Source organism: Cellulomonas edaphi, assembly GCF_030362815.1.
GTDB classification, from domain to species: domain Bacteria; phylum Actinomycetota; class Actinomycetes; order Actinomycetales; family Cellulomonadaceae; genus Cellulomonas; species Cellulomonas edaphi.
In genome coordinates, this window is sequence record NZ_JAUCGR010000002.1 from 378,056 (window position 1) to 395,459 (window position 17,404).

The following is a 17,404-nucleotide window of genomic DNA, read 5'->3' on the forward strand; positions in this document are numbered from 1 at the left end:
TCGCTTCATGACTTCAGAGGGTCGACTTGAACACCCCGAATCAGCCACCCGCCATCCCAGTTGATGACGAGCGTGACACGAAGCGACTTTGGCCCTGGGTAGCTCTTGACCGTCACGCCACCGGCATCAACTGACCGTGACGCACTCTGTTCAACATCGAGCCGAACCGAGTAGGTCTGGTCCTTGACCACCTCTCGCGAAGCCGATCGGAGCACGCGAAGCGCGCCACCTACATCGTGGAGACCTGCGTCGCCGTTCGCCTTCACACCAGCACGAGTACTGGCACAGAACTCGCATGCTTCATCGCTGAGGGAGTTCCAAAGGTCCAAGTCTCCGGTCGCACTGGCGTATGGAAAGAGCTGCATGAAGTACGAGCCGACTGCGACAGAACCAGTTCTCGACGGCTTCTCGTCCAACGCCGCCGGACGCTCCGGCGCCACCGTCACATCCGCCACCGGCTCCACGGACGGCATAGCACTCGCCGACGGCACAGGAGTCACAGTCGGCGCAGCGCTCACCTGCGACGGGCTCCCAGTCGGCTGAGCAACCGGCGCATCATCGGGCGAGCACGCCGCGAGCGTTCCGGCCAGCACCAGGGCCGTGAGGAGGATGCGCACGTCGCGAAGCATGGGCGCGAACCTATCCAAAGCGGACACTCCCCCGCAGGCGTTCGCCGAGATCTGTGGACAACCGGGCAGATCAGCCCCGGGCGCGCGCCGCCTGCTCGGCAGCCGCCCACGCACGCTGCGCGGCGGTGAGCGAACCGGGCGCGCGCTGCGGCGCCCCGAGCGCCCCGGCGGGCCGCCACAGGTGGCAGATGGCCAGCGCGAGGGCGTCGGCGGCGTCGGCGGGCTTGGGCAGCGCGTCGAGCGAGAGGAGCCGGGCCACCATGGTCTGGACCTGGAGCTTGTCGGCGCGGCCGGAACCGGTGACGGCCGCCTTCACCTCCGACGGCGTGTGCAGCGCGACCGGGATGCGTCGCCGCGCGGCAGCGACCATCGCGAGGCCGGCCACCTGGGCCGTGCCCATCACGGTGCTGACGTTGTGCTGCGCGAACACGCGCTCCACCGCCACGGTGTCGGGCGCGTAGGTCTCGAGCCACTCCTCGATCTGGGACTCGATCGCGAACAGTCGCTGATCCACCTCGAGCGCGGGGTCGGACCGCGCCACTCCGACGGCGACAAGGGACGCGCGCCGGCTGGCCAGCCCGTCGACGACCCCGAGGCCGCAGCGGGTCAGTCCGGGGTCCACTCCGAGCACGCGCACGTCGGCATCGTCGCAAACGGTCGTCGTCCCACGGCCCAGCACACGCCGCGGGCCCGTGATCTGTCCGGATCACGGGCCCGCGGGCGATGGATCAGTCCTCTTCGAGCTGCGCCATGACCTCGTCGGAGGCGTCGAAGTTCGCGTAGACGTTCTGCACGTCGTCCGAGTCCTCGAGCGCGTCGATCAGTCGCAGGATCTTGCGCGCGCCCTCCACGTCCACCTGGATCTGCGTGGCGGGCCAGAACACGACGTCGGCCGAGTCGTACTCGATGCCCGCGTCCTGCAGGGCCGTGCGGACGGGCACCAGGTCGGTCGCCTCCGAGAGCACCTCGAACGCCTCACCGAGGTCGGTGACCTCCTCGCCACCGGCCTCGAGCACGGCCTCCATGACGGCGTCTTCGTCGGTCCCCTCCTTGGGCACGATGACGACACCCTTGCGCGAGAAGAGGTAGGACACGGAGCCGGGATCGGCCATCTGGCCGCCGTTGCGCGTGAACGCGACGCGCACGTCGGACGCGGCACGGTTCCGGTTGTCCGTGAGGCATTCCACGAGCACGGCGACACCGCCGGCGCCGTAGCCCTCGTACATGATGGTCGTGTAGTCGGCGCCGCCGGCCTCCTGGCCGGAGCCGCGCTTGACCGCACGGTTGATGTTGTCGATCGGGACCGAGCTCTTCTTCGCCTTCTGCACGGCGTCGAAGAGCGTGGGGTTGCCCGCGAGGTCACCGCCGCCGGTACGCGCGGCTACCTCGACGTTCTTGATGAGCTTCGCGAAGAGCTTGCTCCGCTTGGCGTCGACCACGGCCTTCTTGTGCTTGGTGGTGGCCCACTTGGAGTGACCCGACATCGCCTCTGCTACCCCTTTGCTCCCCGCCGACGAGCCCGCTGCGCGGCCCGGACGGGCCGCGTGCTCACAGGCTCTCGCGGACGATCTGCACGAACGACTGGTGCACCCGGGTGTCCCCGGTGACCTCCGGATGGAACGAGGTCACGAGCAGGGGCCCCTGACGGACCGCCACGATCCTACCGGCGGCGGGCCCCGTTTCCACGCGGCCGACGACGCGCGCGGCCGGACCCACCTCCTCGACCCACGGCGCGCGGATGAACACCGCGTGCAGCGGGCCCTCGACGCCCTCGATCGCGAGGTCCGTCTCGAACGAGTCGACCTGGCGCCCGAAGGCGTTGCGCCGCACGGTGACGTCGACGCCGCCGAGCGTCCGCTGGCCCTCGATCCCGCCGATCACGCGGTCGGCCAGGAGGATCATCCCGGCGCAGGACCCGTAGGCGGGCATCCCGTCGCGCAGCCTCTGCTGGATCGGCTCGAACAGCTCGAACGCGCGCAGCAGCTTGTCGATCGTCGTGGACTCGCCGCCGGGGATGACCAGCGCGTCGACCGCGTCCAGCTCCGAGACGCGCCGCACCCCGACGGCCGTGGCCCCCACCGACTCGAGCGCGTGGACGTGCTCGCGCACGTCTCCCTGCAGGGCCAGAACTCCGATGGTGGGTGTCACGGTCGGCCATCCTAGGTCGGCTCAGCGCGCGTGGGCCGCGGCCGCCCTCAGGCTGGATGCGCCCGCCCTGGGCGCGGTCGACGTGCTCGCCACCTCGTCGGCCAGTCGCCCGAGCCCTTCGACGAGCAAGTCGCGCGGCGCGGCGAGACTCACGCGCACCATCCCCGCACCGCGGTCGCCGAACGTCGCGCCGGGAGCGACCGCGACGTGTCGCCGGGCGAGCAGGTCCAGCGCAAACGCCTCGGTGTCCGCGGCGCCGACCCCCACCATGAGGTAGAAGGCGCCGTCGGGCTCGACGTGCGAGATCCCGCGCTCGCGCAGCAGCGCGACCGCCAGGTCGCGCCGGTCCCAGTACGACTCGACCGCCGCGTGGACGTGGTCCTGCGGACCGGTCAGGGCCGCGATCGCGCCGTACTGGCCCGGCGTGGAGGGGCACGCGACGCTCGCCTCGGCCAGGTGGCCGATGCGCTCGACGACGGACGCGTCCGGCACGACCGCGTAACCCACGCGCCACCCCGTCATCGCATGGGCCTTCGAGAGGCTGAAGAAGGTCAGCACCCGCCCGTCGGTGTCGAACGTCGCGGTGCTCACGTGCGGGACCCCGAAGGTGATGGCCTCGTAGCACTCGTCGGACAGGACCCACAGGTCGTGCTTGCGGGCGAGCTCGACGATCCCTTCGAGGATCGCCGCCGGGTACACGGCGCCCGTCGGGTTGTTGGGCGAGCAGACGATGAGGGCACGCGTGCGCGGCGTGATCGAGGCCTCGAGCTCGTCCAACCGTGGCACGAACCCGTCGGCGGCCCGGGTGGGATAGGTGACCACGCGGGCGCCGGCGGCCGCCGCGGCCATCGCCCAGTTGGGGAACGTCGGGTCCGGGACCAGGACGTCGTCTCCCGGGCCCAGCAGCGTCGCCATGGTCATTGCCAGGCCGTGCATCGCCCCGTGCGTCACGACGACCTGATGCGGCTGGGCCTCGAAGCCGTGCCGCCGGGTCACGCGGTCCGCGGCGGCCTCCCGCAAGGCGTCCAGACCGAGGCTCGACGTGTAGCCCGTGAGCCCGTCGTACGCCGCCCGGGCCGCCGCGGCGACGACGTGCTCCGCCGGCCGAGCGTCGGGTTCGCCGATCTCGAGGTGGATCGCCTCTGGGTCGCGCAGCGCGACCTCCATCAGGGTGCGGATCCCGCTGAGCGGTATGCGGGCGCTGGGCGCTGACGATGAGACGGTGGCCATCGAGCGACGGTACCGCTCCCAGGTCACGCCGAGGTTACCGACCAGTACGCCGCGTAAACTCGCACGTCGTGAGCACCGACGCCCTGCGTACCCGAGCCGCCGCGCTCGACGAGCGACACCAGGCCACCGACCTGCGCGAGCGGTTCGCCCTGCCGGACGGCGTCGTGTACCTCGACGGCAACTCGCTCGGTGCGCTCCCCCGTGCCGTCGTGGGCGCGGTCAGCGACGCCGTCGAGGTCCAGTGGGGCCGGGACCTCATCACCTCGTGGAACACGCACGGCTGGTGGGACACTCCGCGCCGCGTAGGCGACCGGCTCGGCCGCCTCGTCGGGGCTGCCGCCGGCCAGGTGGTGGTCGGCGACTCGACCAGCGTGCGCCTGCACCAGGCGCTGCATGCCGCCGCCGCGCTGCGCAGCGACCGTCGCGTGGTGCTCGCGGATCCCGCGACCTTCCCGACCGACCTCTACGTGCTCGACGGCGTCGCGCGTCAGGTCGGCTGGATCGTCGAGCACGTGACGCCCGACGAGGCTCCGGCCAGGCTCGCCGGCAGCCAGGACGTCGCGGCGGTCGTGTACTCGCACGTCGACTACCGCACGGGCCGGCTCTGGGACCTGCCGACGGTGACCCGCGCGGCGCACGACGCCGGGGCGCTTGCCGTGTGGGACCTGTGCCACTCCGCGGGCGCCGTCCCGATCGGGCTCGACGAGCACCGCGTCGACCTCGCGATGGGCTGCGGCTACAAGTACCTCAACGGGGGTCCCGGCGCGCCGGCCTTCCTGTACGTCGCCGCCGAGCACCACGACGGCTTCGCCAACATCGTGCCGGGTTGGCACGGTCATGCGGAGCCCTTCGCCATGAGCGGCGGGTACCGCCCCGCCGCCGGGATCGACCGCGCCCGCATCGGGACGCCGCCCATGCTCTCGATGATCGCCCTCGAGGCCGCGCTGTCCGCGTTCGACGGCGTCGACATCGCTGCCGTCCGTGAGCGGTCTCTGTCCCTGACGGCGTTCCTGCGTGAGTGCATCGACGTCCTCGTGCCCGGCACGGCGTACGCGTCACCCGACGACGAGAGCCGCGGGTCGCAGGTCGCGGTGCGCCACCCTGACGCCTACGGCGTGGTGCAGGCGCTCATCGCACGCGGCGTCGTCGGCGACTTCCGCACGCCGGACATCGTGCGGCTGGGCGTCGCGGCGCCCTACCTGACGCACGCCGACATGCTGACCGCCGCCGACCACCTGGCGCACGTCCTCGCGGCCGACGAGCACCTCGACCCGGCGTTCACCACGCGCAACGCGGTCACCTGAGCTGCGACGCCGCAGGCCTAGAACGGTGGGTCACCGGCGTACGTCGGTGGGGGCCGACGGTGACCGGTCGGCTCGAAGAGCTTCGGGCTCACGTGCACCGGCACGGGTGACCGGTAGTAGGTGATCCCCAGCGGGCTGGTCCAGACGGTGTTCCCCGTGGCCCGGTCCCGTCTGACGTTCCAGACCTTCGCGGTCTTGGCCTGGTGGTGGCGCTTGCACAAGGCGTGCAGGTTCGCCTCGATCGTCTGCTCGCTCGCCGCTCGCGACCGGTCGAAGGGGACCACGTGGTCGAGCTCGGTGCGCGTCGCTGGCTGGCGGCAGCCGGGGTAGGTGCACGTCACGTCTCGTGCCTGAACCGTGCGGGTCAGGTCGGCCCCAGGGCGGTAGGTGCGCGTCCCGCAGCCCAGGAACGCGCCCGTCGCCGGATCGGTGAAGATCCGCCGCCAGGTCGCGTCCTGCGCCAGGGCGCGCACCACCGAGGCGGGGATGGGCCCGTACCCGGCCAGCTCACCCGGCAGCTCGTCCAGGCCGAGGAGGGTGGTCGCGGCTGCCGTCACGTGCAGGTTTGCGCGCTGGCCGTGGCGTCGCGGCACGAGGTCCCCGCCCGGGGTCCGCTGGGTGTCGATGATCGACCCGAAGACGTCCGCGAACGCGTCCGCACGCCGCTGGTGGACGCTGCGGCCCGCGCAGGTGTCGTCCGACGTGCCGGCGAGGGCGTCGAGGACGGTGAACGCCGCGACGGCATCCTCGGCCGGCAGGAAGGCGATCAGGCGGGCCATCGAGTCGTTCGCCCACTGCAGCTCGACGCCGCGGTCCGCGCGGGCCGCCTTCGACCGCTTCGCGGCGATCTGCGGGTCGATCATCAGCACGTGCCGGCGCAGCCACCGCACGAGCTGGGGAGGCGTGAGCCCGGCTGCCACCTCGGTGGCCTCGACGACGAGGTGGTCGCGTGCGGCGCCCAGCCCGAGGGCGAGCGTCCCGTCGAGGATCGTGTCGACCTTGCGGACGTCGATGGTCCCGGCCCGGAGCGCGTCGGCGAGGCACGGGTGGGCGTGGATCCCGGCCGCCCGGCCGGCCAGGACCTCGACCGACGCGGCCGTGGTCACCATCGCGCACGCGAGCTCGTCGGTCACGAAGTCACCCATCGGGGTGCGTCGCGCCATCAGCTCCGAGATTGCTGCGGCCTGGTGCGCGGCGACCATCGAAGCCGCCTGCTGCCAGCCCGTCACCACCTCGACGAGCTCCGCGGCGGTCAGGGACGAGACGTCGACGGACTCCAGGTGGGCCGCGACCTGGGTCAGCGTGGCTGCCACGGGAAACGTCGGCACACCGTGGTCCGACGCCGCAGGCAGCGGCTGGCTCTCGACAGCCACGGCGGGCAGCGGGCCACCCGCAGTCGCGTGGCGGCTGGACCGCACGAATCCGCCGGGCAGAGTCACCGCGCCCCCCGTCGTCGTCCGAACCTGACTCGAACAACTGTACGACCGACCACCGACACGACCCCGCCAACGGGAAGCGGAGCGGCCGAAGCGGGCCCGATCTACTCGCGCGCCAGCCCCAGGTGCGTGGTCGTGCCGTCCCACGCAGGCAGCAGGCCACGGACCAGACCCACGAGCCCCTCGGGGAACACCTCGAGGGACACCTCGGCGAGCTCGTCGAGCGACCACCAGCGCAGCTCGTCGATGACGTCCTGCTCGAGCGCCGTCCAGCCCGAGCGGTCGGTGCCGACGAACGACGCCGCCGGCACGCGTGCGAGGTAGATGACCTCGTCCTGGCGGCAGTGCTCGGAGAAGAAGTCGAAGATCGCCGACCGCGTGAACACGGGCCCGACGAGCTGCTCGCGCGCGAGCACCAGACCGGTCTCCTCGCGTACCTCGCGCAGGGCCGCGTCGGCCGACGACTCCCCCGCGTCGATCCCGCCCCCGATGGTGAACCACCACGAGCGCTCCGGCTGGTCCTGGTCGTGCCCGCGGATGAGCAGCACGCGGTCGGCCTCGTCGAGCAGGATCACGCGCGCGGCGCGGCGGAACAGCAGCCCGTCCTCGCCGCGCACCCACTCGGGCGGCAAGCCGGAGGCCGAGGGCGCACCCTCGGCCTCCGGAGTCACGTCCTGCGAGGTCACCAACCGCGCTCGGCGAGGCGGTGCGGCTCCGGGACGTCCTCGACGTTGATGCCGACCATCGCCTCGCCGAGACCGCGCGAGACCTTGGCGATGACGTCCGGGTCGTCGTAGAACGTCGTCGCCTTGACGATGGCGGCGGCGCGCTCGGCCGGGTTGCCCGACTTGAAGATGCCCGAGCCGACGAACACGCCCTCGGCACCCAGCTGCATCATCATGGCTGCGTCGGACGGGGTCGCGATGCCACCGGCCGTGAAGAGCACGACGGGCAGCTTGCCCGCGGCCGCGACCTCCTTGACCAGCTCGTACGGCGCCTGCAGCTCCTTGGCCGCGACGAACAGCTCGTCCTCCGGCAGCGACGTCAGGCGACGGATCTGGTCGCGCAGCGTGCGCATGTGGGTGGTGGCGTTGGAGACGTCGCCCGTGCCGGCCTCGCCCTTGGAGCGGATCATGGCCGCGCCCTCGGTGATCCGGCGCAGGGCCTCGCCCAGGTTGGTGGCACCGCAGACGAAGGGAACCGTGAAGGCCCACTTGTCGATGTGGTGCTCGTAGTCGGCCGGGGTCAGCACCTCGGACTCGTCGATGTAGTCGACGCCGAGGGACTGCAGCACCTGCGCCTCGACGAAGTGGCCGATGCGCGCCTTCGCCATCACGGGGATCGAGACGGCCTCGATGATGCCGTCGATCAGGTCGGGGTCGCTCATGCGCGCGACGCCGCCTTGGGCGCGGATGTCGGCGGGGACCCGCTCGAGCGCCATGACGGCGACCGCGCCGGCGTCCTCGGCGATCTTGGCCTGCTCGGCGTTGACGACGTCCATGATGACGCCGCCCTTGAGCATCTCGGCCATGCCGCGCTTGACGCGCGCGGTGCCGGTGGTGGGCTGGGTGTTCTCGCTGCTCACGTCAAGCCTCACAGATCATGGTGCGGTGTGGGAGGAGCCGCCGCGGAGGGCGGCTCGAACATTCATCGTAATGCGTGGCCACCGGCGCCCGGTGCGTGTCTCAGCCGCCGTTCACGGCCTCCGACGAGCGCACTCCGGGCCGCCCCAGCGCGTCCGGCCACTCGTCGTCGAGCTCGAGCGTGCGCGGTTCCGGGGCGTGCCCCGCGAGCCGGAGGGCGCGGACCAGCACGCCCCGGCGCATCCGCCGGGTCTGCGCGACGGCCTCGTTGTGGAAGCGTCGGGACAGCTGCACCCGGTACCAGGCGGAACCCAGGTCGTCGAGCAGCTCGTCGCCACCCGGCTCCGCCCGCAGAGCCGCCACCTCGGCAGGGTCGGACAGCACCTCGCGGAGCGTGGCGGACAGCTCGCTCTCGATCCGGCCCCGCTCGGAGATCTGCTCGGCGAGCGAGGACGGCGCGACGGGACCTCGGGGGTCGACCGCGAGCAGCGCCCGCAGCTCGGTCGGCAGCCCGGGCGTCGTCTCGGCGTCGCTCCCCCCGGCCGACAGCGCGGTCCAGGCGGCCTGGCCGACCAGGACGGAGCTCACCGGGTCGAGCAGGCTCGAGGTGGCCAGCTCGGCGGCCGCCGTCGCGCGCCGGATCAGCTGCGTGTCGACGACCGCGCGTGCGGCACCCACCTTGCGGTGCAGCCGGTCGAGGCGCGAGGCGGTGACCCACAGCCACCACACCACGAGCGCGACGATCGCCAGCACGACGACCGCGTTGTCCGACCAGCTCATCGGCCCTCCCCTCGCCCACGCCGCAGCTCCAGCAGCCGTGCGCCACGCAGCGACGACGGGTCCTCGCCCACGGGCGCGTCGCGGCCCGCCACGGCCATCTCGTAGACGGCGAGCACCTGGTCCGTCACGGCCGACCAGTCGTAGCGGCGCACCACCTCGCGCGCGCGGGCCACCACGTCGGCCCGGCGGGCCGGGTCGGCGAGCACCTCGACGAGCGTGCGTGCCAGGTCGGCCGAGTCGCCCGTGCGGAACAGCACGCCGGCGGCCCCGTCGTCGAGCACGCGCGAGAACGCGCCCAGGTCGCTCGCCACCACCGCGGCACCGGCGCTCATCGCCTCCACGAGCACGATCCCGAAGCTCTCGCCACCGGTCTGCGGCGCGATGTAGACGTCGACCGACGACAGGAGCCGGGCCTTGTCCTCGTCGGAGACCCCGCCCAGGAACTCCACGGCGCCCGCCCGGTCGCCGAGGATCTCGCGTGCCTGCTGCTCACCGGTCTCGCCACGACCGGCGACCAGGAAGCGCGCACCGGGCACGTGGTCCAGCACGTGGCCGACCGCGCCGAGCATGACGGACAGGCCCTTGCGGCTCTCGTCGAGCCGGCCGAGGAACGCGAGCGTCGGGCGCTCGGGCGTGCCCGTCCAGCGCGGGTCGGGCTGCGCCTCGGCGAACGCGTCCACGTACACGCCGTTGGGAATGACGACCGCGTCGCCCCCGAGGTGCTCGACGAGCGTGCGCCGCGCGTCCTCGGACACCGCGATGCGCGCGACGATCTTCTCCATCGACTGCCGCACCAGGGGGAAGGCGACCTGCAGAGGGCGCGAGCGTGCCATCGACGTGTGGAACGTCGCGACGACCGGGCCGTCAGCGATCCACAGCGCGAGCATCGACAGGCTCGGCGTCACGGGCTCGTGCAGGTGCAGCACGTCGAACTGGCCCGCCGAGAGCCACTTGCGCGCTCGTGCGGCGGTCACGGGGCCGAAGGAGAGGCGCGCGACCGAGCCGTTGTATCGCACCGGGACCGCGCGGCCGGCGGCCGTGAGGTACGGGGGCACGGGCGTCTCGTCGTCCGCGGGCGCCAGCACCGAGACGTCGTGCCCGCGGGCGAGCAGGGCCTCCGCAAGGTCGCGGACGTGGAACTGCACACCGCCCGGGACGTCGAAGGAGTACGGGCAGACGATGCCCACGCGCAGCGGCCGGGCCGCGGACGTGCTCATGCCGAGGCCTCCTGCGCGAGCGTCTCGGCGTAGCGCTGGGGGTCGAGGTCCTCGATGAAGACCTTCTGCAGCATGTGCCAGTCCTCGGGGCGCTGACGGATCCCGGCGGCGAGCTCGTGCGCCCATGCCTGCGTGAGCGCACGCACCTGGTCCGCGCGTGCCAGCTCCGGGTCGGGCACCTGCGGCTCGCCGAAGGCGATGTGGATCCCCCAGGGAGATCCCGCCGCGCGGCGCCGCGCACCGTGCAGCCGCTCGTACGTGATCACGGTCGTGGACAGCGCGGCCTTGGCGGCGACCGCCAGCGCCGCGGGCCCCGCGGCGACGCGGGCGCGGTGCCCGGCGAAGTCCACCTCGATGCCCTTCGCGGTCAGGTCGCGATCGGCGAGCAGCGGGATGAGCCCCGCCCCCGCCCGGCCGGTGCGGACCAGCTCGCGGAACACGTCCCCGTCACCCAGCGCGAGGATGCGCAGGCCGATGCTCTCGCGGAACGCGAGGAACTCCTGGAAGAGCTGCTCGGGCTTGAGCCGCTCGGCCACCGTGGTCACCGGGCCGAGGTTGCGGGTGGCCCAGGCACCGGCCAGGTCCCAGTTGCCCAGGTGCCCGAGCGCCAGCACCACGGCGCGGTCGTCGTCCAGGTACCGGCGGATGCCGTCGACCCCGGACGCGCGCACACGCGCGTCCACGCGCTCGGGCGTGAGGGAGGTCAGGGTGAACGCCTCGCCGAAGTAGCGCATGTAGGAGCGCATGCCGGCGCGGCTCAGACGACGCAGCTCGCGAGGGTCGAGCTCGGGGCGCATCCGCGCGTAGTTGGCCTCCAGCTGCCGCACCCCGCCGCGTCGGGTCGCCCAGGACGCGTCGGCCGCGGCCGCGCACAAGCCGCGCACCACGGCACCGGGAAGCCGACCTGCGACGCGCCAGGCGAACGCGTACAGGCGGGCGACGTCGAGCCTCACTCGGCTGCTCGCACGGCCTGCCGGTGCACCATCGTCATCCGCTGCACCACCGTGACGGCGGACGCCAGGGCCAGCAGGACGAGGATCACGCCCAGCACCACGTCCGGCGCACCGACCCCCACGGCCGCCGCGGCGATGAGCACCGCGAACAGGCGGTCGGCGCGCTCCGCGATGCCGCCCGACGCGACCATCCCGAGCCCCTCGGCCCGCGCCCGCGCGTACGGCACGATGGAGCCGAGGACGAGGCAGAGCAGTGCGAGGACGACGAGCGGGAACGAGTCCCCGTCGCCGACGTACCAGAGCACCAGTCCTGCGAAGATCGCGCCGTCGGCCACCCGGTCGAGGGTCGAGTCCAGGAACGCGCCCCACGGGCCGGCGCGGCCCGCCCGGCGCGCCATCACGCCGTCGAGGGAGTCCGTCAGCGTGAAGAGCGCGATGATCAGCGCGCCCGGCAGCAGGTTCCCCGTCGGGAACGCCCACAGGGCCGTGACCACGACGACGAGCGTGCCCGTGACGGTGACCGCGTCCGGCGAGACACCCGCCTTGAGCAGCCGGTCGGCGACCGGCGTGAAGATGCGCGTCATGGCACCGCGGAGTCGGTTCAGCACGGCTCGATCATCCCTTCGCGGAGGTGTCCAGGTCCGCCCACGCTGCGGCGAGCCGCACCCGCGTGTCGGCCAGCAGCTCAGGCAGCGCGCGCGTCCGGGCGACGATCGGCAGGAAGTTGGAGTCGCCACCCCACCGCGGCACCACGTGCTGGTGCAGGTGCGCGTCGATTCCCGCTCCCGCCACCTCGCCCTGGTTCATGCCGAGGTTGAACCCCCGGGGATCCGAGACGGCTCGCAGCACCCGCATCGCCCGGCGCGTGAGCTCCGCGACCTCGGCGACCTCGGCGGGCGTGAGGTCGGTGTAGTCGGCGACGTGGCGGTACGGGCACACCATCAGATGACCTGCGTTGTACGGGTAGAGGTTGAGCACGACGAACGCCACGTCGCCGCGCGCGACGACGAGCCCCTCCTCGTCCGAGACGTCGGCCACCCGGCAGAACGGGCAGCCGGGGCCGGCGTCCTTGTGCGCGGGCTTGCCCTCGCCCCGGATGTACGCCATGCGGTGCGGGGTCCACAGCCGCTCGAAGCCGTCGGGCTCGCCGGCCAGGTGGTCAGCCGGCTCGTTGCTCGTCACAGCCTCGTCCCCGCTCAGACCTGCACGCGGTCGCGCACCGCGCTCACGATGCGCTCGATCGCCTCGGCGACCGGCACCCCGTTGTCCTGGCGGCCGTCGCGGTAGCGGAACGAGACCGCGCCCGCGTCCGCGTCCTCGCCCCCGGCGATGAGGACGAACGGGATCTTCTGCGTGCTCGCGTTGCGGATCTTCTTGCCGAACCTGTCGTCGCTGCGGTCGAGCTCGGCACGGATGCCCTGCGCGCGCAGCTGCCCGACGACCTCGTCGAGGTAGCCCTCGAAGGGCTCCGCGACCGGGACCGCGAGCACCTGGACGGGCGCGAGCCAGGCCGGGAACGCGCCCGCATAGTGCTCCGTGAGCACCGCGAAGAACCGCTCGATCGAGCCGAACAGCGCGCGGTGGATCATGACCGGCCGCTGGCGCGAGCCGTCGGACGCGGTGTACTCGAGGTCGAAGCGCTCGGGCAGGTTGAAGTCGAGCTGGATGGTCGACATCTGCCAGGTGCGGCCCAGCGCGTCCTTGGCCTGCACGGAGATCTTGGGACCGTAGAACGCGGCGCCGCCCGGGTCCGGCACCAGGTCGAGGCCCGACTCGGTGGCGACCTGCCGCAGCGTCTCGGTGGCCTCCTCCCAGGTCGCGTCGTCGCCGACCGACTTCTCCGGGTTCTTCGTCGACAGCTCGAGGTAGAAGTCGTCGAGCCCGTAGTCCTTGAGCAGGTCGAGGACGAAGGTGAGCAGGCTGGTCAGCTCCTCCTTCATCTGCTCGCGCGTGGTGTAGATGTGCGCGTCGTCCTGCGTGAAGCCGCGCGCACGGGTCATCCCGTGCACCACGCCGGACTTCTCGTACCGGTACACGGTGCCGAACTCGAACAGCCGCAGCGGCAGCTCACGGTAGGAACGCCCGCGCGCCGCGAAGATGAGGTTGTGCATGGGGCAGTTCATGGGCTTGAGGTAGTAGTTCTGCCCCTGCTTGCGGATGTTGCCCTCGGCGTCGCGCTCCTCGTCGAGCGTCATCGGCGGGTACATGCCGTCGGCGTACCAGTCGAGGTGCCCGGAGATCTGGAAGAGCTGCTCCTTGGTGATGTGCGGGGTGTTCACGAAGGAGTAGCCGGCCTCGACGTGCCTCCGACGCGAGTAGTGCTCCATCTCCATGCGGATCACGCCGCCCTTGGGGTGGAAGACCGCCAGCCCCGACCCGATCTCCTCGGGGAAGGAGAACAGGTCGAGCTCGTTGCCGAGCTTGCGGTGGTCACGGCGCTCGGCCTCGGCGATCCGCTCGAGGTGCGCGCGCAGCTCCTCCTTGGTGGGCCAGGCGGTGCCGTAGACGCGCTGCAGCTGGGGGTTCTTCTCGCTCCCGCGCCAGTAGGCGGCCGCGCTGCGGGTCAGCTGGAAGCCGTTGCCGAGCACCCGGGTGGACGGCACGTGCGGGCCGCGGCACAGGTCCTGCCACACCACGGCCTCGGTCTCCCGGCCGGCGCCGCGCACGTTCTGGTAGATCGAGAGCCCGCCGAGACCGACCTCGACGGATGCGCCGTCGGCCGCCGCGGGGTCGCCCTTGAGCCCGATCAGCTCCAGCTTGTAAGGCTCCTCGCGCAGCTCCTCGCGCGCCTGCGCCTCGGTCACGTCCCAGCGCCGGAAGGTCTGGCCCTCCTTGACGATGCGCCCCATGACCTTCTCGATGGCCTTGAGGTCCTCCGGGGTGAACGGGGTGTCGACGTCGAAGTCGTAGTAGAAGCCGTCCGTGATGGGCGGCCCGATGCCGAGCTTCGCGGTCGGGTTGATCTCCTGGACCGCCTGCGCGAGCACGTGCGCCGCCGAGTGCCGCAGCACGGCGAGGCCGTCGGGCTCGTCGATGGTCACGGGCTCGACGACCTTCGCGTCGTCCAGCGGCAGGTGCAGGTCGCGCAGCTCGCCGTCCACGCGGACGACGAGGACCTCGCGGCGGTTGCCGAACAGGTCGGCGCCTGTCGTCCCCGGCTCCACCGTGGTCGCTGCTCCGTCGACGGTGAGGGTGATGAGCTGGGGCACCGGGTCTGTCTCCGTTCGTGGCCGTCCACCCGTGCGGTGGACCGCTGACGATGCTACCGGCGGGCGCACCTGGCCCCGTCGACATGTCGGCCGGCCGCCTGGCCCGGACGCACGAGAGGCCCCCTCGGGCGAGGGGGCCTCTCGTTATCTGTGGGCGATACCGGACTCGAACCGATGACCTCCTCGGTGTGAACGAGGCGCTCTACCAACTGAGCCAATCGCCCGTCACCGCCCTGCGGCGGTCACGGTCACCCGCGGGTGACGTCGAGGAAGGATGCTACCCACAACCGGCCCAGAATCCGAACCCGGGCCGTGAGAGCGCTCCACTTGCGGCGGGATGGGTGGTTGCACCCCACTATGCGGGCGTACGTCTGGGTGAACATCCGGCGCTCACCGCACCAATCCGGCATCTCGCTGCCATGATGGGACCTCAAGCCCTTGCCAACAGTCCGATCGTTCGAGACAGGAGGACCCGATGACGCAACCGTATGACGTCGTCGAGGTCGTCGCCATGCAGCTGATCGGATCTGACGCGAGCGTCATCCCGGTCAGCGCTGAGCTGTCGTTCCGGACGTCTGACCCGTACACGGTGCGCGCCGTCTTCACGGGGCCGCACACGATGTCGACGTGGCTCATCGGCCGCGAGCTCCTCGCGCTGGGGATGCACGCGACGTCCGAGGCCCCCGCCGGCACGGGAGACGTCCAGGTGTGGCGCGACGAAGACCCCGACTACACGCTCGTGTCGCTCAGCGGCGTCGAGGGCAGCGCGCTCCTCGCCGCCCCGAGCGAGCCCATCGTCCGGTTCCTCGCCGGCACCGAGGCACTCGTGCCGATCGGTACCGAGAGCGACCGCATGGAGTCCGAGATCACCGCGCTCATCGCAGCGCTCCTGACCGCCTGAGGTCACACTTCCTCGACCGGTTCCGTCCTCGGCGGGACCGGTCGTCGCATGTCAGGGGTCGATCTGGTCGGCTGCCCGCTCCTGGAACACCCGCTGCAGCTCGAGCGACAGCGGCCCAGGCTTGACGTCCGTGCCGTCGAGGGCGACCACGGGCGAGACGTTGCGGATGGAGCCGCTGAGGGTGAGGTGCGCGGTCCCCGCGAGGACGTCGTCGAGCGCGGAGTAGGGCAGCGTCTCCTCGCGAGCCTCGATGCCCGCGTCCGCCGCCCACTCCAGCACCAGCTCGCGCGTGATGCCCGCGAGGCACCCGCTGCTCAGCGGCGGCGTGAGCAGCGCGCCGTCACGCTCCACGAGCACGTTCGACCCCGTGCCCTCGCAGAGCTCGCCGACGGTGTTGGCCAGCATCGCCTCGTCGGCCCCCTGCCGGTAGGCCTCGGCGAGCGCGACGACGTTCTCGGCGTAGGAGATCGTCTTCAGGCCCGCGACGCCCGAGCGCTCGTTGCGCACCCACGGCACGCGGACGGCCCGGGACGCCTCAGCGCGCGTCGCCGGCCCCGCCAGCACGATGAGCGTGGGCCGCTGCTCGTCCGCCGGCAGGCGGTTCGAGCCGAGCGGACCCGGCCCGCCCGTGTACGTGATGCGCAACCGACCTGCGCCGGGCGCGGCCGCGAGGACGGCGTCGACGGCGGCGCGCACCTCGTCCGCGTCGGGGCTCGGGAGCCCGAGGCCGGTGGCCGACCGGTCGAGACGGCGCAGGTGGCGGGTCAGCGCGAACGCCCGACCGTCGTACACGGCACAGGTCTCGAACACCCCGTCGCCGACGGTGAGCCCGTGGTCGACACCAGTCGCGATCGCCTCGTCCTGCTCGCGCAGCCGCCCTGCCGCCCAGATCACCACGCTCATCGCGTCAGTCTGTCACCCGCCGCGCGATCCGCGCCCGAGGCCAGGCCCACCAGCCGCGCCGCCTTGAGCTCGGTCTCCGCCCACTCCGCCTCGGCGTCGCTCCCCCACGTGATCCCCGCGCCCGTCCCGAAACTCAGCACGCCGTCGGCCCACCAGAACGTGCGGATCGCCACCGCGAGCTCGGCGGTGGTGCGTCCGTCGTCGGCCACGTGCACCCAACCGAACGCGCCGCAGTACGGGCCGCGCTCCACGGGCTCCAGCTCGTCGATGATCCGCAGCGCGGACGACTTCGGGGCGCCGGACACCGACCCGGGCGGGTAGGTGGCGCCCAGCAGCCGCGCCCACAGGTCGTCCGACGCGACCGTCCCGGGCGTCAGCGTGCCCTGGACCGTCGAGACGAGGTGCACCAGCCCGGGATGCTCCTCGACGCCCAGCAGCGTCGTGACCTCGACCGTGCCCGGCACGCAGACGTGCTGGAGGTCGTTGCGGACCAGATCCGTGATCATGACGTTCTCGGCGCGATCCTTCCCCGTGAGGCCCTCGGCCGTCGCCGCGGTGCCCTTGATGGGCGCGGAGGTCACCACGTCGCCCTCGACCCTCAGGAAGAGCTCGGGCGAGGCGCAGACCACCCACGCACCGTCCACCTGGATCCCGCCCGCGAACGGGGCCGGGTTGCCGCGCTCGAGCACTCCGGCGAGGGCGCGCGCGTCGGGCTCGTCCGGCAGCTCGACGCTCATCACGCGGCAGAGGTTGGCCTGGTACACCTCCCCCTCGACGATCCGCGCGCGGATGTCGTCGACCGCCGCGACGTACTGCTCCCGGGAGAGTGACGAGCGCCACTCCCCCCGCACGGGCACGTGCTCCCCGACCTCGGGCACCTCCGCCGCCTCGTCGAACCGCCAGGCACGCACGCGGCCGTCGAACTCCCCCACCACGACCCACCAACCAGGCTCGCGCAGGCGTTGTGGCTGGTCACGGACGTCGACGACGTCCGTGACGCCGCTCAGCTCGACGCCGGCGAACCAGGCGCGGCCCGGTGCGCGGCGGGGCTGATCGAGCATGTCCCCACGGTAGCGAGGGTCCGCCGGACCCCGTGACGGGTGCTCGTCCC

At 72.3% G+C, this 17,404-nt stretch carries 18 protein-coding genes and 1 tRNA gene; 2 read left to right on the top strand and 17 right to left on the bottom strand.

The features are described 5' to 3' along the window. Positions 1-5: 5 nt before the first annotated feature. The 5 genes from QRT05_RS08000 to QRT05_RS08020 form a co-directional block, all read right to left on the bottom strand. Entirely contained in the window at positions 6-629 is a 624-nt protein-coding gene (locus QRT05_RS08000) for a DUF6318 family protein (protein WP_289446556.1), read from the bottom strand. A 70-nt stretch (positions 630-699) separates the two neighbouring features. Beyond that, on the bottom strand, positions 700-1,266 hold the full coding sequence (ruvC, locus tag QRT05_RS08005; protein ID WP_289446557.1) for a crossover junction endodeoxyribonuclease RuvC: 567 nt from the start codon (positions 1,264-1,266) through the stop codon (positions 700-702). A gap of 91 nt (positions 1,267-1,357) precedes the next feature. Continuing rightward, a complete protein-coding gene (locus QRT05_RS08010; protein ID WP_289446559.1) occupies positions 1,358-2,113 on the bottom strand; it encodes a YebC/PmpR family DNA-binding transcriptional regulator in 756 nt (251 codons plus the stop codon). 64 nt (positions 2,114-2,177) lie between these two features. Beyond that, entirely contained in the window at positions 2,178-2,777 is a 600-nt protein-coding gene (pdxT, locus tag QRT05_RS08015) for a pyridoxal 5'-phosphate synthase glutaminase subunit PdxT (RefSeq protein WP_289446560.1), read from the bottom strand. 21 nt (positions 2,778-2,798) lie between these two features. Beyond that, positions 2,799-4,007, bottom strand: a complete 1,209-nt coding sequence (locus QRT05_RS08020) for a pyridoxal phosphate-dependent aminotransferase (protein WP_289446562.1) — start codon at positions 4,005-4,007, stop codon at positions 2,799-2,801. Positions 4,008-4,075: 68 nt separating this feature from the next. Here QRT05_RS08020 and kynU point away from each other — a divergent pair, with 68 nt between their 5' ends. Next, positions 4,076-5,311: a kynureninase gene (gene kynU, locus QRT05_RS08025; protein WP_289446563.1), complete on the top strand. Its 1,236-nt coding sequence runs from the start codon at positions 4,076-4,078 to the stop codon at positions 5,309-5,311. A 17-nt stretch (positions 5,312-5,328) separates the two neighbouring features. Here the strand turns inward: kynU and QRT05_RS08030 are convergent, their stop codons facing one another. From QRT05_RS08030 to QRT05_RS08075, 10 genes are all read right to left on the bottom strand, one after another. Continuing rightward, positions 5,329-6,624, bottom strand: a complete 1,296-nt coding sequence (locus tag QRT05_RS08030) for an HNH endonuclease signature motif containing protein (RefSeq protein ID WP_289446564.1) — start codon at positions 6,622-6,624, stop codon at positions 5,329-5,331. A gap of 227 nt (positions 6,625-6,851) precedes the next feature. Further along, on the bottom strand, positions 6,852-7,433 hold the full coding sequence (locus tag QRT05_RS08035) for an NUDIX hydrolase (protein WP_289446565.1): 582 nt from the start codon (positions 7,431-7,433) through the stop codon (positions 6,852-6,854). Next, complete coding sequence (pdxS, locus tag QRT05_RS08040; RefSeq protein WP_289446566.1) at positions 7,430-8,332, bottom strand: pyridoxal 5'-phosphate synthase lyase subunit PdxS; 903 nt, start codon at positions 8,330-8,332, stop codon at positions 7,430-7,432. The genes QRT05_RS08035 and pdxS overlap by 4 nt, the downstream gene beginning before the upstream one ends. A 100-nt stretch (positions 8,333-8,432) precedes the next feature. After that, positions 8,433-9,110 (bottom strand): hypothetical protein, encoded by a 678-nt coding sequence (locus QRT05_RS08045; protein WP_289446567.1) that lies wholly within the window; start codon positions 9,108-9,110, stop codon positions 8,433-8,435. Further along, positions 9,107-10,303, bottom strand: a complete 1,197-nt coding sequence (locus tag QRT05_RS08050) for a glycosyltransferase family 4 protein (protein WP_289447385.1) — start codon at positions 10,301-10,303, stop codon at positions 9,107-9,109. Before QRT05_RS08050 ends, QRT05_RS08045 begins: the two co-directional genes overlap by 4 nt. A gap of 20 nt (positions 10,304-10,323) precedes the next feature. Continuing rightward, positions 10,324-11,280: a phosphatidylinositol mannoside acyltransferase gene (locus QRT05_RS08055; RefSeq protein ID WP_289446568.1), complete on the bottom strand. Its 957-nt coding sequence runs from the start codon at positions 11,278-11,280 to the stop codon at positions 10,324-10,326. Next, positions 11,277-11,888: a phosphatidylinositol phosphate synthase gene (gene pgsA, locus QRT05_RS08060; RefSeq protein WP_289446569.1), complete on the bottom strand. Its 612-nt coding sequence runs from the start codon at positions 11,886-11,888 to the stop codon at positions 11,277-11,279. Before pgsA ends, QRT05_RS08055 begins: the two co-directional genes overlap by 4 nt. Positions 11,889-11,895: 7 nt before the next feature. Then, positions 11,896-12,462, bottom strand: a complete 567-nt coding sequence (locus QRT05_RS08065; protein ID WP_289446570.1) for an HIT family protein — start codon at positions 12,460-12,462, stop codon at positions 11,896-11,898. A 14-nt stretch (positions 12,463-12,476) separates the two neighbouring features. Continuing rightward, the gene (thrS, locus tag QRT05_RS08070; protein ID WP_289446571.1) at positions 12,477-14,489 is read right to left on the bottom strand and encodes a threonine--tRNA ligase; all 2,013 of its coding nucleotides are present in this window, start codon (positions 14,487-14,489) and stop codon (positions 12,477-12,479) included. A gap of 151 nt (positions 14,490-14,640) precedes the next feature. Next, positions 14,641-14,713, bottom strand: a tRNA-Val gene (locus QRT05_RS08075). A 251-nt stretch (positions 14,714-14,964) separates the two neighbouring features. Here QRT05_RS08075 and QRT05_RS08080 point away from each other — a divergent pair. Next, positions 14,965-15,390: an SsgA family sporulation/cell division regulator gene (locus QRT05_RS08080; protein ID WP_289446572.1), complete on the top strand. Its 426-nt coding sequence runs from the start codon at positions 14,965-14,967 to the stop codon at positions 15,388-15,390. Positions 15,391-15,441: 51 nt separating this feature from the next. Here QRT05_RS08080 and QRT05_RS08085 read toward each other — a convergent pair whose 3' ends face one another. Next, entirely contained in the window at positions 15,442-16,293 is an 852-nt protein-coding gene (locus QRT05_RS08085; protein WP_289446573.1) for an aminotransferase class IV, read from the bottom strand. Next, entirely contained in the window at positions 16,290-17,354 is a 1,065-nt protein-coding gene (locus QRT05_RS08090) for a chorismate-binding protein (RefSeq protein ID WP_289446574.1), read from the bottom strand. Before QRT05_RS08090 ends, QRT05_RS08085 begins: the two co-directional genes overlap by 4 nt. Positions 17,355-17,404: the final 50 nt, after the last annotated feature.

Coding starts and splice junctions, on each gene's coding strand:
- QRT05_RS08045 (WP_289446567.1), bottom strand. CDS start 9,110: ATGAGCTGGTCGGACAACGCGGTCGTCGTGCTGGCGATCGTCGCGCTC.
- QRT05_RS08080 (WP_289446572.1), top strand. CDS start 14,965: ATGACGCAACCGTATGACGTCGTCGAGGTCGTCGCCATGCAGCTGATC.
- QRT05_RS08090 (WP_289446574.1), bottom strand. CDS start 17,354: ATGCTCGATCAGCCCCGCCGCGCACCGGGCCGCGCCTGGTTCGCCGGC.
- QRT05_RS08000 (WP_289446556.1), bottom strand. CDS start 629: ATGCTTCGCGACGTGCGCATCCTCCTCACGGCCCTGGTGCTGGCCGGA.
- QRT05_RS08085 (WP_289446573.1), bottom strand. CDS start 16,293: ATGAGCGTGGTGATCTGGGCGGCAGGGCGGCTGCGCGAGCAGGACGAG.
- QRT05_RS08020 (WP_289446562.1), bottom strand. CDS start 4,007: ATGGCCACCGTCTCATCGTCAGCGCCCAGCGCCCGCATACCGCTCAGC.
- QRT05_RS08010 (WP_289446559.1), bottom strand. CDS start 2,113: ATGTCGGGTCACTCCAAGTGGGCCACCACCAAGCACAAGAAGGCCGTG.